The sequence below is a fragment of the Amycolatopsis sp. NBC_00345 genome (assembly GCF_036116635.1).
Lineage (GTDB): Bacteria > Actinomycetota > Actinomycetes > Mycobacteriales > Pseudonocardiaceae > Amycolatopsis.
The window spans coordinates 9,247,512-9,263,097 of the sequence record NZ_CP107995.1 but is presented as its reverse complement, the minus strand read 5'-3'; the positions used below and the strand labels follow the sequence as shown (position 1 = coordinate 9,263,097).

The 15,586-nt window shown below is 70.1% G+C and carries 15 protein-coding genes; 7 read left to right on the top strand and 8 right to left on the bottom strand.

The annotated features are described in order from the left end of the window. The first annotated feature begins 22 nt into the window (after window positions 1–22). Both OG943_RS42280 and OG943_RS42275 read left to right on the top strand, forming a co-directional pair. Entirely contained in the window at window positions 23–1,549 is a 1,527-nt protein-coding gene (locus OG943_RS42280) for an LCP family protein (protein ID WP_328606485.1), read from the top strand. Between the two features lie 76 nt (window positions 1,550–1,625). Then, on the top strand, window positions 1,626–3,047 hold the full coding sequence (locus tag OG943_RS42275; protein ID WP_328606484.1) for an LCP family protein: 1,422 nt from the start codon (window positions 1,626–1,628) through the stop codon (window positions 3,045–3,047). A gap of 39 nt (window positions 3,048–3,086) precedes the next feature. On the opposite strand, the gene OG943_RS42270 is transcribed toward OG943_RS42275, so the two are convergent. Further along, a complete protein-coding gene (locus OG943_RS42270; protein WP_328606483.1) occupies window positions 3,087–3,539 on the bottom strand; it encodes an SDR family oxidoreductase in 453 nt (150 codons plus the stop codon). Window positions 3,540–3,632: 93 nt separating this feature from the next. Here OG943_RS42270 and OG943_RS42265 point away from each other — a divergent pair, with 93 nt between their 5' ends. Beyond that, window positions 3,633–4,334, top strand: a complete 702-nt coding sequence (locus OG943_RS42265) for a TIGR03089 family protein (protein WP_328606482.1) — start codon at window positions 3,633–3,635, stop codon at window positions 4,332–4,334. Window positions 4,335–4,394: 60 nt separating this feature from the next. On the opposite strand, the gene OG943_RS42260 is transcribed toward OG943_RS42265, so the two are convergent. Continuing rightward, on the bottom strand, window positions 4,395–4,832 hold the full coding sequence (locus tag OG943_RS42260) for a DoxX family protein (protein WP_328606481.1): 438 nt from the start codon (window positions 4,830–4,832) through the stop codon (window positions 4,395–4,397). A gap of 301 nt (window positions 4,833–5,133) precedes the next feature. Between OG943_RS42260 and OG943_RS42255 the strand changes: the two genes are divergently transcribed. Further along, window positions 5,134–6,996 (top strand): translation factor GTPase family protein, encoded by a 1,863-nt coding sequence (locus OG943_RS42255; protein ID WP_328606480.1) that lies wholly within the window; start codon window positions 5,134–5,136, stop codon window positions 6,994–6,996. A 67-nt stretch (window positions 6,997–7,063) separates the two neighbouring features. Here OG943_RS42255 and OG943_RS42250 read toward each other — a convergent pair whose 3' ends face one another. Beyond that, the gene (locus OG943_RS42250; protein ID WP_328606479.1) at window positions 7,064–7,489 is read right to left on the bottom strand and encodes a hypothetical protein; all 426 of its coding nucleotides are present in this window, start codon (window positions 7,487–7,489) and stop codon (window positions 7,064–7,066) included. A 159-nt stretch (window positions 7,490–7,648) separates the two neighbouring features. Here OG943_RS42250 and OG943_RS42245 point away from each other — a divergent pair, with 159 nt between their 5' ends. Beyond that, window positions 7,649–8,143, top strand: coding sequence for a GNAT family N-acetyltransferase (locus OG943_RS42245; protein WP_328606478.1), 495 nt, complete (start codon window positions 7,649–7,651; stop codon window positions 8,141–8,143). Here the strand turns inward: OG943_RS42245 and OG943_RS42240 are convergent. The 3 genes from OG943_RS42240 to OG943_RS42230 form a co-directional block, all read right to left on the bottom strand. After that, window positions 8,136–9,068 carry an esterase/lipase family protein gene (locus OG943_RS42240; RefSeq protein ID WP_328606477.1) on the bottom strand — a complete coding sequence of 311 codons (933 nt, stop codon included), beginning with the start codon at window positions 9,066–9,068 and terminating at the stop codon, window positions 8,136–8,138. The genes OG943_RS42245 and OG943_RS42240 overlap by 8 nt on opposite strands. Before the next feature lie 88 nt (window positions 9,069–9,156). Next, a complete protein-coding gene (locus tag OG943_RS42235) occupies window positions 9,157–9,945 on the bottom strand; it encodes an alpha/beta fold hydrolase (protein WP_328606476.1) in 789 nt (262 codons plus the stop codon). A 69-nt stretch (window positions 9,946–10,014) separates the two neighbouring features. After that, window positions 10,015–11,031 (bottom strand): aldo/keto reductase, encoded by a 1,017-nt coding sequence (locus OG943_RS42230; protein ID WP_328606475.1) that lies wholly within the window; start codon window positions 11,029–11,031, stop codon window positions 10,015–10,017. A 134-nt stretch (window positions 11,032–11,165) separates the two neighbouring features. Here OG943_RS42230 and OG943_RS42225 point away from each other — a divergent pair, with 134 nt between their 5' ends. Continuing rightward, window positions 11,166–12,017 (top strand): helix-turn-helix domain-containing protein, encoded by an 852-nt coding sequence (locus tag OG943_RS42225; protein WP_328606474.1) that lies wholly within the window; start codon window positions 11,166–11,168, stop codon window positions 12,015–12,017. Window positions 12,018–12,086: 69 nt separating this feature from the next. Here OG943_RS42225 and OG943_RS42220 read toward each other — a convergent pair whose 3' ends face one another. Continuing rightward, window positions 12,087–13,253: an acyl-CoA dehydrogenase family protein gene (locus OG943_RS42220; RefSeq protein WP_328606473.1), complete on the bottom strand. Its 1,167-nt coding sequence runs from the start codon at window positions 13,251–13,253 to the stop codon at window positions 12,087–12,089. Between the two features lie 104 nt (window positions 13,254–13,357). Here OG943_RS42220 and OG943_RS42215 point away from each other — a divergent pair, with 104 nt between their 5' ends. Continuing rightward, the gene (locus tag OG943_RS42215) at window positions 13,358–15,061 is read left to right on the top strand and encodes a class I adenylate-forming enzyme family protein (RefSeq protein WP_328606472.1); all 1,704 of its coding nucleotides are present in this window, start codon (window positions 13,358–13,360) and stop codon (window positions 15,059–15,061) included. A gap of 27 nt (window positions 15,062–15,088) precedes the next feature. Here the strand turns inward: OG943_RS42215 and purE are convergent, their stop codons facing one another. Beyond that, window positions 15,089–15,586 (bottom strand): 5-(carboxyamino)imidazole ribonucleotide mutase, encoded by a 498-nt coding sequence (gene purE, locus OG943_RS42210; RefSeq protein WP_328606471.1) that lies wholly within the window; start codon window positions 15,584–15,586, stop codon window positions 15,089–15,091.

Sequence of the window (15,586 nt, the reverse complement as noted above, 5' to 3'; positions counted from 1 at the left end):
TCTTGGGGCGGGGGAGGAACACGTGACCGAGTGGCCTGGGTCACCTCTGCCGGCCCGCCGTGGTCGCGGCGTGCTGGTCGTGTTCCGGCGCGGCGGCAAGGTCCTCATGTCCGTGCTGTCGATCGTCATCCTGGCGCTGACCTGGTACGGCTGGCAGTTCATCGGCGACCCGCAGACGGGGTTCACCACCACCGAGATCTTCGACCAGGCGCAGTCGCACGCGAAGCCGCTCGACGGCGCGATCGACATCCTCCTGGTCGGCCAGGACAGCCGCACCGACGCGCAGGGCAACCCGTTGCCGCGCGAGGTGCTGGACATGCTGCACGCCGGCGTCTCCGACGGCGAGCGCCAGACCGACACGATGATCCTCGTGCACATCCCGCAGAACGGGCAGCACGCCGTCGCCATCTCGTTCCCGCGCGACTCCTACGTCGACATCACCGGCGGGTTCGGCAAGCACAAGCTCAACAGCGCGTACGTGTACGCCTACAACGACACGTTCAAGACACTTCAGGCGCACGGCGACGCCGACCTGAAGGACGTCGACGAGAAGTCGAAGGTCGCCGGCCGCAAGAACCTGGTCGCCACCCTCGAGAAGTTCATGGGCAAACCGGGCATGATCGACCGTTACGCCGAAGTGAATCTGGCCAGCTTCTACGAGATCACCAACGCCATCGGCGGCGTCGAGGTGTGCCTCAACAACGCCGTGAAGGAGAAGAAGTCCGGCGTCGACCTGCCGGCCGGGCAGCAGAGCATCGAGGGCGTGCAGGCGCTGGCGTTCGTCCGGCAGCGCTACGGGCTGCCCAACGGCGACCTCGACCGCATCGGCCGCCAGCAGGCGTTCCTCTCCGGGCTGGCCAACAAGGTCCTGTCGTCGGACGTGCTGGCCAACCCGGTGAAGATCGCGCAGCTGATCAGCGCCGTGAAGAAGTCCGTGGTGCTTTCGGCGGGCTGGGACCTCAACGAGTTCGCCGAGCAGATGCGCGGGCTCACCGGCGGCAACGTCGAGTTCCACACCATCCCCACGCAGGGCAACGCGACGATCGGCGGCGCCGACGTGCTGCGCGTCGACCCGGCCCAGGTGCAGGCCGAGGTCAGCCGGCTGGCCTCCGACGGCGGCGCACCGCAGGACAAACCCGCCTCGACCACGCTGCCGGGCGCGGACGCCGTCACGGTGGAGCTGTTCGACGGCACCGGCGCCGGCGTCGCGACCCAGGCGCACACCCTGTTGCAGGGCAAGGGGTTCAAGCTCGCGAGCGACGCCAAGCTGTCCCTCCGGTCCAGCAGCGTGATCCGCTACAACCCGGCGGACGAGTCCGCGCTCGCGCTGGTGCGCCAGGCGCTCGGCACCGAGGTCGAGGCCGAGCCGGACTCCGACGTCACCGCCGGGCACGTGCGGGTGTTGCTCGGCAAGGACCTGCGCGGGAAGCTGACGCCGGATTCGTCCTCCTCCAGTCCCTCCACCTCCGCCGCGCCGAAGACTTCGGTCGCGCCCGTCACACCGACCGCGCCGCCGATCACGGCGGGCGGGGTGCCCTGCGTCAACTAAAGTCGGGCACTGAGCGTGGCGGCCGGGAGTGCCCTGGCCGCGCGCCTTTAAGGTGGGGACCGGGGAGGTGCATGGGGTGCACGAGAACGAGGGCAAGCCGGAGAGCGCGGACGAAGCCGAGCCGACGTCGGAACCTGCCGATGTGGAGGCCGCTTCGGCGGAGAGTGCGACGGAGACGGCCGAGAGCGCGCCGAAGCCGGTCATCGACCTGCCGCAACCGACCAAGCGGCCGGACGCGGACACGGAAAGTGACGAGAAGCCGGTCTGGAAGCCGTCGCCTTACCCCCGTACGCCCAGTCCCGCACCGGTGGCGGTCACTCGCCGCCGTCGCGTGGGCCGCGCGGGACGGGTGACGGGCCGGATCGCGATCGGGCTGGTGTCGATGCTGGCGCTGGGCGGCACCGGCTACGCGTACGTCACCACGAACCAGGTCCAGGATAACGTGCCCACCACTGACGTGCTGACGCCGCGCGCGGGTGAGCCGCCCGCGCCGCCCGCCGACGACGGCGCCACCGACATCCTCCTGGTGGGCAGCGACGCCCGCACCGACATGCAGGGCAACCCGCTGCCGACGAGCATGCTGAAGTCGCTGCGCACCGAGGAGAAGGCCGGGATCAACACCGACACGATCATCCTGCTGCGGTTCCCGAAGGACGGCGGCAAGCCCTCGGGCGTCTCCATCCCGCGGGACAGCTGGGTCGACATCCCCGGCCGCGGCCAGTCGAAGATCAACTCGGCGTACGGCGTCGCGAAGGGCGCGTTCGCCGCCGACGAGCGCGCGAAGGGCGAGAAAGACCAGGCGAAGATCGAGCGTGACTCCGACGGCGAGGGCCGCCGTATGCTGGTCCAGACCGTGCAGGACCTGACGAAGGTCCGGATCGACCACTACGCCGAGGTCAGCCTGCTGGGCTTCTACCTGCTCACCGAGGCGCTCGGCGGGGTCAAGGTCTGCCTGAACCACGCGACCACGGACAAGGACTCGGGCGCGGACTTCCGCCGCGGCGTCCAGACCGTCTCGGGCGGTGAGGCGCTGTCCTTCGTGCGCCAGCGCAAGAACCTGCCGAACGGCGACCTGGACCGGATCGTGCGGCAGCAGGCGTTCCTGTCCTCCGCGCTGCACCAGGTGCTCTCCGCGGGCACGCTGGCCAGCCCGTCGACGATGAGCGGCCTGATGGACGCGGTTCACCGCTCCATCGTGGTGGACGACGGCCTCGACGTGCTGACCTTCGCGCAGCAGGTGAAGGGCATCGCGTCCGGCGACCTGAACTTCACCACCATCCCGGTGATCACGGCCAACGGCCGCAGCGCCGACGGCCAGAGCATCGTGCAGATCGACCCGGCGGCGGTGCAGTCCTTCGTGGCCGGGCTCGTCGGCCGCGGCGCCCCGGCCGGTGGCGGCGGTGCCGCGGCCGGTGCCCCCGCGGGCGGCGGCGCTGCCGCGGGAGCGCCCGCGCTCACGCTGGACTCCGGCATCCCGGGCGTGCCCTGCGTGGACTGACTCGTGAGTGTTTATGACGGTTAGAACCGTCATAAACACTCACGAGTCCTGGGTCAGGCGAAGTCCGCGCGGTGCTCCTCCGCCCACTGGCGGAAGGTGCGCGCCGGGGTGCAGCACGGTCACGTCGAGGCCCGAGGCGGCCAGCGCCTGTTCGACGGCTCGATGCAGCGAAGCGATCCGGCTCGTCTGCGAATGTGGCTCCAGCACGGCGATCGAGGACAGCTGCACGACGCGGCGCACACCCGCCTTCCGCGCCGCCGCGATGAACCCCTCGATCCCCTGCGGCCGGGTGTACAGGAACACGGCGTCAACGCCGTCGAGCACACCGTCCAAGGTCTCCGGCCGTTCGAGGTCCAGGCTGACGGCCGGGCCCGCGACGTCCAGCACCGAGGCGTCCCTCGCCCCGGCGATCACGTCCTGACCGGCGGAAATCAACTGCGAGAACAGCGCGCCGCCAACGTTTCCGCGCGCGCCGGTCACCAAGATGGTCATGGAACCCCCAGATCGCAAAATACATTTGCTTTGCAATGCAATCTAACGACGGACGTGGCTACGCGTCAACCGCGCGCTGACTAGCCTGGACGCATGAGTCTCACCGAGCAGCTGCTGCGCCCGCTCCTGGCGTCGCCGGCGAAACCGCTGATCACGCATTACGACGACCGGCTCGGCAGCCGCGTCGAGCTGTCCGTGGCGACCACGGTGAACTGGGCCGCGAAAACGGCGAACTGGCTGGTCGACGAGTTCGACGTCGAGCCGGGTGACGATGTCGCGGTGCGCCTGCCCCCACACTGGCAGACCGCGGGCGTGCTGCTCGGCGCGTGGTGGTGCGGCGCGCGCGTGGTCGCCGAGCCGGCCGGGGCGCGGGTGGTGTTCGTCGGCCCGGACGAGGAGCTGGACGCGCCCGCGGTGGCCGTCGTCTCGCTCGACCCGATGGGCCGCGGCCTCAGCCAGCCGCCCGGCGGCTCCGCGCTCGACTACCTCAGCGAGGCCCGGCTGTCCGGCGACCAGTTCAGTCCCCTGTCCCCCATCCCCGGCGACACCCCGGCGCTCGGCGAGTCCACAGTGGACGAAATACTGACCGAAGCCCGAAACCGGGCCGGGAAGCTCGGGCTCACGGCCGCCGACCGTGTTCTGTCCACACTGGACTGGTCCGTGCCCGAGGGAGTGCTCGACGGCCTACTGGTGCCACTGGCCGCGAGCGCCCACCTGGTCCAGGTGACCAACGCGGACCCGGCGAAACTCGACGCCCGCCGCGAGGTCGAGCGCACCACCGCCGACCTCTCCTGAACACGACGATGGCCCTCTCCCACTGGAATCCCAGTGGAAGAGGGCCATCGCGCGCTTGCGTCAGACGGTCTCGAGTTCCCGCGCCGAGATCCGCGCCTCACGCTTGCGCCAGAACAGCACGTGGTCCAGCGAGAGCCGCCCGCCGTTGAAGCCCAGTGCGAGCGCGGCCAGGCCGAGCACCAGCACCAGCTCGTAACCGCCGTTGCCGGTCAGGCCGTTCTGCGCGTGCACGGAAATCAGCGCGCCGGCCATGTCCACGGCGTAGCCCACCGCGATCAGCGGCAGCAGGAAGCCCGCGACGAACGCGATGGACCCGAGCACCTCCAGGATGATCACGAAGACCGCCGCGATGGTCGGCAGCGGGATGCCCATCTGATCGAACATGGTCCCGGTGGCGGTGACCCCGGCGTTCCACTTCTGCACGCCGTGGGCGAAGAACACCACAGCGATGCCGATCCGGCCGAGCAGCAGCGCGACGTCCTTGACTCGAGCGAACATAAAGGTCAGAGCTCCCCGATGGGTGAATGTTCAACGTACTGAATCCACGGTAGGGCACCTGTCGGCGATCACCAGGCTTCGGCGAGTGATCGACAGGAAACCGACAGGCACGACCAATGACAAGAAGCTCGTCGGTTTGGCATCTACAAGCACAGAAGTCGGTGTACGCGCCCGGCACCGCGCGGTACCGTGCCGGACGCCCTGGTCGAAGCCAGTGCTCACGACAGCGAGGAGCCCCCGATGCGCCGACAGTCCGACCGACCCCAGTTCGGCCTGTCCACCGCATCCCTCGAGGACCTCCATGCTGACCCTGACCATCGGAATTCTCGCGCATGTCGACGCCGGTAAGACCAGCCTGACCGAGCGCCTGCTCTTCGAAGCGGGCGTGATCGGCCACCTCGGCAGCGTCGACGGCGGCGACACCCAAACCGACTCGATGGAGCTGGAACGCCGCCGCGGCATCACCATCAAGTCCGCCGTCGTGGCGTTCACCACGGGCGGGCGCCGCGTCACGCTCGTCGACACCCCCGGCCACTCGGACTTCATCGCGGAGGTCGAGCGCGCGCTGCGGGTGCTCGACGGCGCCGTGCTCGTCGTCTCGGCCGTCGAAGGAATCCAGGCGCAGACCCGGATCCTGATGCGCACGCTGACCCGGCTCGGCATCCCCGTGCTGGTGTTCGTGAACAAGATCGACCGGATGGGCGCGCAAGAAGGCCCGCTGCTCGACGCCCTGCGCGCGAAACTCTCGCCGCGTTGCGTCGCGCTCAGCACCGTGACCGGGCTGGGCACCGCGCAGGCGAAGCCGTCACCGCTGCCGTTCGGCGAAGAGCTGGCCGAGGCGCTGGCGGACGACGACCGCTTCCTCACCGCCTACGTGGCCGGCGAAGTGTCCGAAGAGGACTATCGCGGCGCGCTCGTCCGGCAGGTCGGATTGGGCACCGTCCACCCGGTGCTGTTCGGCTCCGCGATCACGGGCGCCGGCGTCGGCGAACTCGTCACGGCCGTGCGGGAGCTGTTCCCGGCCCGTACCCGCGACGACGCCGGGCCGTTGGACGCCACGGTGTTCAAGATCGAACGCGGCCGCGCGGGCGAGAAAGTCGCGTACACCCGGGTGCGCTCGGGCTCGCTGGGCCCGCGGCGGCCGTTTCCCTTCTACCGACGGGAAAACGACGGAACCGTGGTCGATCTGGCCGGCCGCGCTTCGGCCGTACGCGTCTACGAGCACGGCGCGACGCCGGTCGAAGGCACGGCGCTGGCCGGTGATGTCGCCCGGGTGTGGGGATTGAAGGACGTCCGCATCGGCGACCAGCTCGGCTCACCCGAGCACCTGCCCGCCCGCGGGTTCTTCGCGCCGCCCAGCCTGGAGACAGTGGTCCACCCAGTGGACCCGGACCAGGGCGTCGCGCTGTACGCGGCGCTGGAACGACTGTCCGAACAGGACCCGTTCATCGGCATCCGACGGCGCGGGCACGAGGTTTCCGTGCGCCTCTACGGCGAAGTGCAGAAGGAGGTCGTCCGCTCGACGCTGGCGGAGGAGTTCGGTGTGGACGTTCGGTTCGAAGAATCACGGACGCTGTACGTCGAGCGTCTTTCCGGCATCGGCACGGCCATGCGAAACCCGGCGCCGGACGAGCGGGTCTACTTCTGGGCGACGGTCGGCCTTCGGGTCGAGCCCGCGGCGCCCGGCTCCGGCGTCGGCTACGCGCTGGCCGTGGAGCTGGGTTCGCTGCCGCTGGCGTTCCACCGGGCGATCGAGGAGACCGTGTACGAAACGCTGCGCCACGGCCCGCGCGGCTGGGAGGTGATCGACTGCCTCGTCACGCTCACGCACACCAGGTTCTACCCGCCGCTCAGCACCGCGGGCGACTTCCGCGGGATGACGTCGATCGTGCTGCGGGAGGCGGTGCGCCGGGCCGGGACCCGTGTCCACGAGCCGGTGAACGCGTTCGAGGCCGAGGTCCCCACGGCCGCGGTGAGCGCGGTGCTGCGCAAACTCGTGGAGCTGCGCGCGGTGCCGGGTGAGCCCATCGTCCGCGGCGCGGTGTGCACGGTGGCCGGGACCATCCCGGCCGCCTCGGTGCACGAGCTGGAGCAGGCGCTGCCCGCGCTGACGCAGGGCGAGGGGGTGTTCGTCAGCGAGTTCGGCGAATACCGGCCGCGCTGAGCCGGCGCCCTGAAGGCCACCATGAGGGACCTATGTGCCCTGAAGGCCACCTTCAGGGCACGGGCCCTCAGACGGGGCGGCGGCGGGCCGAGTCGAGTTCGGCCCAGCCGCCGTGCCGGGCCAGGAGCGTGAGGACCTGCTCGGCGTGGTTCGCGAACCGCCGCAGGTCGTCGTGGAGGGTGCGGGCGCGCTCGAAGTCCAGCGGGGCGTGGTCGTCCCACCACAGGCCGATCACGGCGCTCGCGCAGAGCACGAGGGCCTGGAGCAGCCGGACGAACTCCTCCGACGGCTCGGCGGTCACGGCGCGGTAGCCGGTCTCGATGTCGTCGACCGCGTCGAGCAGCTCGCGCAACTGGCTGACGGCGTGGGCGGGAGTGCCGTCCCACGCCGCGCTCGGCCAAGCGCGGTCGCTCAGCTCGAGCCACAGACGCCAGCCGGCGACCAGCTCGGCGTCGTCACTCGGCTTCCAGGTGTCCGGGACCGGCCATAACATGCTGTCGACTGTGACATCCACGGCTCGGAAAGCACAACCAGAACCGCCCACCCGACCCGAAAAAGTTCGCGTTTTTACCCCGCCGCCCCTGCCCGCTCGGCCCTGGTCCCCGCACCCGCTCCGGCCTGGCCTCCGAGCCTGGCTTCGGCGATACTCGCGATGGTGATCATCCGTGACGCCGACGCGGCCGACTGGCCCGCCATCTGGCCGTTCCTGCACACCATCGTCGCCGCCGGCGAGACCTACCCCCTGCCTCTCGACCTGGACGAACCGGCCGCGAAGGAGATGTGGCTGCTCACCCCGCCGGGTCGCACGGTGGTCGCCGTCGACGATGCCGGGACCGTGCTCGGCTCGGCGAAGATGAACCCCAACCGCGAGGGTCCCGGGGCGCACGTCGCGAGCGCGAGCTTCATGGTCGACCCGGGCCAGGCGGGGCGGGGCGTCGGCCGGGCCCTCGGCGAGCACGTGCTGGAGTGGGCCCGCGCCGAGGGCTACCGCGCGATGCAGTTCAACTCCGTCGTCGAGACCAACACCCGCGCGGTAACCCTGTGGAAGTCATTGGGGTTCACCGTGATCGGCACGGTGCCCGAGGCGTTCCACCACCCGCGGCACGGTTACGTGGGACTGCACGTCATGCACCAGTTCCTCAGCTGATCACCGGGGGCACGAACACGCACTGCGGGGCCTTGGCGTGCGCCGGGTCCAGCGCGTTGAGCACCTCGCGCTCCGCGATCGGGTCGTAGGTGATGCCGAGGTGGTCGGTGAAGTCCTGCGCGCAGACGTCCTGCAGCACGAGGTTCTTGACGTTCGCGGCGGGCTTGAGGAAAGCGTTGGTGTAAGGGGTGACCACGTCGTCGTACTTCGTCTGGATCACGGTGTAGTCGATGCCCGCCACGGTGTCGCCGCCGGCGTTCAGGTCGGTCAGGAACGCGGAGCCGGTGGCCTGCTCGTTGCACGAGGCGCAGGCGAAGCCGACCAGGTCACGCACCGGCGGGATCACCTGGACGGCCGAGAGCAGGCCGAACAGGCTGGTGCCGTAGTTCGACGGCGAAAGGCCGATCAGCTTGCCGATCTTCGAGGCGCCGCCGAGGTACTTGATCCAGTAGCGCGGGTTCATGCCGCCCTGCGAGTGGCCCACGACGTCCAGCTTCGACGCGCCCGTGGCGGCCAGCACCTTGTCCCCGAAGGCGGCGAGCTGCGCCGTGGTGTCCGCGACCGGCCCGACGGTCTGCAGGAAGCTGCCGGGCGCGCCGCCGAAGTTGCCGGCGAACACGCAGTAGCCGGCGTCGGCGAGCTTCTGCGAGAGGTTCGCCCAGTTCTCGTAGGCGTTGGCCGTGGTGCCGTTGGACAGCAGGACCGGGTTCGGGTGCTCGGCACTGGGCTTGCAGTTCCAGTCGTTCGCGCCCGGCGGGGCGATGGTCGGCTGCAGCACCGAATACACCGCCGCCGCGATGATGTTCGGCTGTAGTGGCCCGGTCGGCTCCTTCACCGCCGCGTCCGCGGTGCCGGTACTGAGCGCGAACGCCCCGGCCACGGCCAGCAGAACCACCACTCGACGCCCGAACGCGCGCACGCCCATCCGCTTCACCTCTCTGTGAGCCGATGGTGACCAGTGTCACCTGGTCACTTAACGCACGAGTAGGTGAAGGGAAACGCACCCGGGTGGGTTACTTTCCGGCCGCGTGCGCCGCGAGGAACTCCTTCAGGTGCGGGTTGACGTCCGAGGCGTGCGAGAGGCTGAGGAAGTGCGCGCCGTTCACCACCGTGACCAGCGGTTCGGCGTTCGGCAGCGCGGCCACGAGCGACTCGGCCCGCGCCATCGGGTACTCGCTGTCGGCGCTGCCGTGCAGCACGAGCACGGGCGCCTGGATTTCGCCGACCCGCTCGAGCACGCTGTCCCGGCTGACGAGCGTCTCCATGATTCGCCGGAAGTCCTCACCACTGCGCTGACGCCACTTCGCCTTCCACGAGGACGCGTCGTACTCGCCGAGGCAGAACGTGGCCACTCCGTCGACCAGCGGCTCCGGCCCGGTTTCCGACCAGGCCCCGATGAGCTGCCGGTAGACCGCGGCGGTCCCCTCGGCCTCCGGCTCGGCGGACGTGCCCAGCACTGCGAGCGCGGTGACCCGCTCGGGCTCGAGCAACGCCATCCGCAGCCCGATGAAACCGCCCTGGCTCGTGCCGACGACGGCGGCCCGCTCGATGCCGAGATGGTCCAGCACGCCGAAGGAGTCGCGCGCGACGTCCCAGTAGTCGAAGTCCGCTTCGGCGGGCGTGCCGCCGTGGCCGCGTTCGTCGATCGCGATCAGCCGGTGGTCCGCGCCGAACGCCTCGACCTGCGGCTCCCACATGTCCACGTCCATCAGGAAGCTGTGCAGCAGCACGACCGCCGGACCGTCACCGCCGTAGTCGACGAAGTGGACCTGCTGCCCACCGTTCACGGTCACCGTAGCCATCCGATACCTCCGTGTAGAGACAGGTAGGAAACCTTCTCTCACGCGGCGAACGCTTTGGCAAGCGGGGCGTTAACGGCGGCGCAGGCGCTTGTCCAGGATCGCCGGGACCGGGCTGATGTAGAAGTCACCCGAGTGGACGTCGACACCGGGCGGGACGATCTCGTCGATCCGGTCCAGCACGTCGCCGTCCAGCTCGATGTCGGCGCCGGCCAGCAGGTCGGCGAGGTGCTCGGGGCGGCGCGGGCCGATCAGCACCGACGTCACCGCCGGGTGCGCGCGCACGAACGCGATGGCCAGGTGCGAAAGCGGCATGCCCGCGTCGGCGGCCACCTTGGTCAGTTTCTCGACCGCTTCGGCCTTCGCCTGGACGCCCGGCCGCGACAGGTCGAACATCTGAGCGCCGATTCCCGCGTTTCGGTGCCCGGCGGTCGGGTCCGCGCGGCCGGAGAGCCAGCCGGAATTGAGCGGGCCGAACGTCAGCACGCCCAGGCCGTAGCGCTGGGCCGTCGGCAGCACGCGGTTCTCGATGCCGCGGGTCAGGATCGAGTACGGCGGCTGCTCGGTGCGGAAGCGGTGGTGGCCGCGGCGCTCGGCCGTCCACTGCGCCTCGACGGTCTCCTCCGGCGAGAAGAACGAGCTGCCGATCGCGCGCACCTTGCCCTCGCGCACAAGGTCCGACAGCGCGCCGAGGGTCTCGTCGATCGGGGTGTCGTGGTCCGGGCGGTGCATCTGGTAGAGGTCGATGTAGTCGGTGTCGAGGCGGCGCAGGCTGTCCTCCGCCGCGCGCTTGACCCAGCGGGGCGAGCCGCCGCCGTGGTTGGCGTCCTCGCTCATGGGGAGCGCGAACTTCGTGGCGAGCACAACGTCGTCACGGCGTCCCTTGAGCGCTTTGCCGACAATCACCTCCGACTCGCCGCCCGAGTAGACGTCGGCGGTGTCGACGAAGTTGATGCCGCCGTCGAGCGCCGTGTGGATCATGCGGACCGACTCGTCGTGGCTGGTGTTGCCCATGGCGCCGAACATCATGGTGCCGAGCGCGTACTCACTGACCGAAATGCCCGTGCCGCCGAGAATCCTGCGTTGCATCGCTGTCCTTTCCTGGTCGCTGGACCCAGCCAAGCACCGGTGGGCGGCGGGATGGGAGAGCCGCTCGTACCGGGGGTCCAGCAGACCCCCTTTCGTGGTTACGACCGGGCCCGAAACCGCTCTACGCTGGACTCATGAGCGAGCCGAACGCGGACCTGCGGGAGTTCCTGCGCTCACGCCGGGCGAAGGTCACCCCCGAGGAGGCGGGCCTGCCGCCGTACCTCGGCGCGCGGCGCGTCCCGGGTCTGCGGCGTGAGGAGGTCGCCCAGCTCGCGGGCGTCAGCGTCGACTACTACGTACGGCTGGAGCGCGGCCGCAACCTGAACGTCTCGGAATCGGTGCTGGACGCCGTCGCGCGGGCGCTGCGGCTGAACGACCTGGAGCGCTCACACCTGTTCACCCTCGCGAAGCCCCGCCGCGGCCGCCCGCGCGCCCTGCCGCCGCAGCGCGTGCGCCCCGGCCTGCGGCTGGTCCTGGAGAGCCTCACGGACGTGCCGGCGCTGGTCCTCGGCCGCCGTCTGGACGTGCTGGCCGCCAACCGCCTGGCCCGCGCCCTCTACCTGGACTTCGACGCCCTGCCGCCTCGCTCCCGCAACATGGCCCGCCTGATCTTCCTGGACGACGCCATCCGCTCGGTGTACGCGGACTGGGAAGGCGCCGCGCGCGGCATCGTCGCGTCCCTGCACCTCTACGCCGGCCGCAACCCGCACGACCCGGCCCTGGCGGAACTCGTCGGCGAACTCTCCGTGCGAGACCAGGACTTCCGCCGCTGGTGGGCCGACCACGACGTCTTCGAACGCACCCACGGCGTCAAGCACTTCCACCACCCGCTCGTCGGCGAACTCGTGCTGGGCTACGAGGCTTTCGCCCCCGCCGACGACCCGGAACAAACCCTCGGCATCTGGACCGTGGAACCGGGCTCCCCTTCGGCGGAACGCGTGCGGCTGCTGGCCAGCTGGGCGGAACCGGCTACTTCGGACAGTTAGGTTTCCTGTTACCGCAACGATCCCCGCTCGCCGGTGTTGGCGAGCGGGGATCGTTTACCTTGCTGCGGGTCAGCCCTTGAGCAGGGCCCGGGCCATGACGACCTTCTGGATCTGGTTCGTGCCTTCGTAAATCTGCGTGATCTTCGCGTCGCGCATCATGCGCTCGACTGGGAAGTCGCGGGTGTAGCCGGCGCCGCCGAAGAGTTGGACGGCGTCGGTGGTGACCTCCATGGCTGTGTCGGACGCGAAGGTCTTCGCTGCGGAGGCCATGAAGCCCGCGCGCTTGTCGCCGCGTTCGGTGGCCGCTGCGGAGGCGTAGACGAGGTGGCGGGCGGCCTCGATCTTCGTGCCCATTTCCGCGAGCATGAACTGCACGCCCTGGAACTCCGCGATCGTCTTGCCGAACTGGCGGCGGTCCTTCACGTACGCCACCGCCGCGTCCAGCGCGCCCTGCGCGATGCCGAGCGCCTGCGCGCCGATCGTGGGACGGGTGTGGTCCAGCGTCCGCAGCGCGGTCTTCAGGCCCGTGCCCGGCTCGCCGATGATGCGGTCCGCGGGGATGGTGCAGTTCTCGAAGTAGATCTCGCGCGTCGGGGAGCCCTTGATGCCGAGCTTGCGCTCCTTCGGCCCCACCGAGAAGCCCGGGTCGTCCTTGTGCACCGCGAACGCCGAGATCCCGTTGGCCTTCTTCTCCGCCTCCGGGTCCGTCACCGCCATCACCGTGTACCAGGACGACTCGCCGGCGTTGGTGATCCAGCACTTCGTGCCGTTGAGCACCCAGTGGTCGCCGTCCAGCCGCGCACGGGTCCGCATCGCCGCGGTGTCCGACCCGGCCTCGCGCTCGGACAGCGCGTACGAAGCCGAAGCCTCGCCCGACGCGATCGCGGGCAGCACCAGCTTCTTCAGGTCCTCCGACGCCGACAGGATGATCGGCTGCGTGCCCAGCTTGTTCACCGCCGGGATCAGCGAAGCCGACGCGTCCACGCGCGCGACCTCCTCGATCACGATGCACGCGCCCACGGCGTCCGCGCCCTGACCGTCGTAGGCCTCGCCGATGTGCACGGCGTTGAAGCCGGACTTCACCAGCGCGTTGTACGCCTCGACCGGGTAGCGCTCCTGCTCGTCGACCTCCGCGGCGTACGGCGCGATCTCCTTCTCGGCCAGAGCCCGGACAGCCGCCCGCAGCTCCTCGTGCTCCTCGGCAAGCTGGTACAGGCCATCGGCCACTTCCGTCACCTCTTCTGCAGCGTTGGGAGAGTTCCGTCGATGTTAGCGCTCGTTCACGTCGGGAGCCGGGTTCGTCCTTGTGTCTTTGGCCGCAGAATTCGTAAGGTCGGGTGATGGCCATCACCGCGTCGACGCCGCCGCCCGGATTGCCCCGTTCGCTCGATTACCCCGATGTGCCGACGGGTTCGATACTCGCCGGCGCCGCCACCCGCTACGGCGACCGTCCGGCCTTCGTGATGGGCGACGAGAGCCTCTCCTTCGCCGAGACCTACTCAGCCGCGTGCCGCTTCGCCAACGCGTTGCACGCCCGCGGCATCGGCCACGGCGATGTGGTCGCCATCCACCTGCCGAACTGCCTGGCCTACCCCGTCGCCTACTACGGCATCCTGCTGGCCGGGGCCACCTTCAGCCCCACGAACCCGCTGCTCCCGCCCGACGACCTGGCGTTCCAGCTCACCGACTGCGAGGCGGCCGCGGTGGTCACGTTCGGGCCGGTGGCGGGGACGCTCGCCGCCGTCGCCGACCGGATCCCGTCGCGGCTGACGATCGTCGTGGCACCCGAGGGTGGGCCTGAATCGAACGGTCTTGAGTCGAACGGTCTTGAATCGGACACCGTCGAGTTCCAGGCTTTCCTGGCCGGTCAGCCGGACACCAGGCCGGACGTGACCATCGACGTCGACGAGGACCTGGCGCACCTCGCGTACACCGGCGGCACCACCGGCCGGTCGAAGGGCGTGCAGCTCACGCACCGCAACATCGTGGTCAACAGCCTCCAGAGCGCCTGCTGGAACAGTGGCTCGGTACCGGCCCTCGATGCGAACGGTGACGTCGTCCTCGACCAGATCGCCGACGAGGACGAGTTCTCGTCACGGCTCGGCACGGGCATCTCGATCAATCTGACGCCGTGGTTCCACGCGATGGGCGTGATCGCCGGGCTGAACTCCGCCCTGCTCGGCGGCACGACGATCGTGCTGCACTCGCGCTTCAATCCGGTGGCCTACGTCGCCGACGCCGAGCGCCTGCGCGTCACGTCCCTCGGGGGCGCGCCCGCGCTGTTCGCCGCGCTGCTGGCGACGCCGTCGTTCCACACCGCCGACCTGTCGTCCGTGCGCGGCATCGGCTCCGGCGCGGCGCCGATGAACCACGAGATGATCCGCGCGCTGCAAAAACGCTTCCCCGGGATCATCATCGCCGAGGGCTACGGCCTGACGGAGATGACGATGGGCGCGGTCGTCTCCCCGTCGTACCGCTCGGGCCTGCGCAAGGTGGGCTCGGTCGGGCGGCCGGTCTTCGACACCGAGCTGAAGGTCGTCGGCCCGGACAGCGAAGAGCCACTGCCGTCCGGACAGGAGGGCGAGGTCTGCCTGCGCGGCCCGCAGATGATGCGCGGCTACCGCAACCGCCCGGAGGACAACGCCGCCGCGCTGGTCGACGGCTGGCTGCACACCGGCGACATCGGCGTGATCGACGAGGACGGCTACCTGTCCATTGTGGATCGCAAGAAGGACATGCTGCTGTACAAGGGGTACAACGTTTTCCCGCGCGAGCTGGAAGAGCTGCTGATCACCCTGCCGGGCGTCCGCACGGCCGCCGTGGTCGGCCGCCCCCGCGCCGACGTCGGCGAGCTCCCCGTCGCCTTCGTCGTCCGCAAACCCTCCGAGACCCCCGACGCCGACCAGCTCATCGCGATGGTGAACGAGAAAGTGTTGCCCTACAAGCGCTTGCGCGAGCTGCACTTCGTGGACGACATCCCGGTGTCCGCGGCGGGGAAGGTGCTGAAACGGGAACTGCGGAAACAGCTCCCCGAGTTCAGCTGACCTCGCCCGCCCCGGCTTCCCAGTGCGCTACTTGCCGGCCTTCTCGCGGAGGGCGGCGTCCTTGTCGAGGACCAGTTGCTCCAGGTCGGCCTGGAACTGGGTGATGCGGGCCTGCAGGCCGGGGTCCGCGGCGGCCAGGATGCGGACCGCGAGGAGGCCGGCGTTGCGCGCGCCCCCGACGGACACCGTGGCCACCGGGATGCCGGCCGGCATCTGGACGATCGACAGGAGCGAGTCGAGGCCGTCGAGGTACTTCAGCGGCACCGGGACGCCGATCACCGGCAGCACGGTGCCCGAGGCGACCATGCCCGGCAGGTGCGCGGCGCCGCCCGCGCCCGCGATGATCACGCGCAGGCCGCGCGAGGCCGCGGACGTGGCGTAGTCCAGCATGCGCTGCGGGGTCCGGTGCGCCGAGTAGACGCCGACCTCGTACTCCACGCCGAACTCGGCGAGCGCCTGCCCGGCGGCCTCGAGCACCGGCCAGTCCGAGTCGCTGCCCATGATCACGCCCACTTGCGGCGCCAT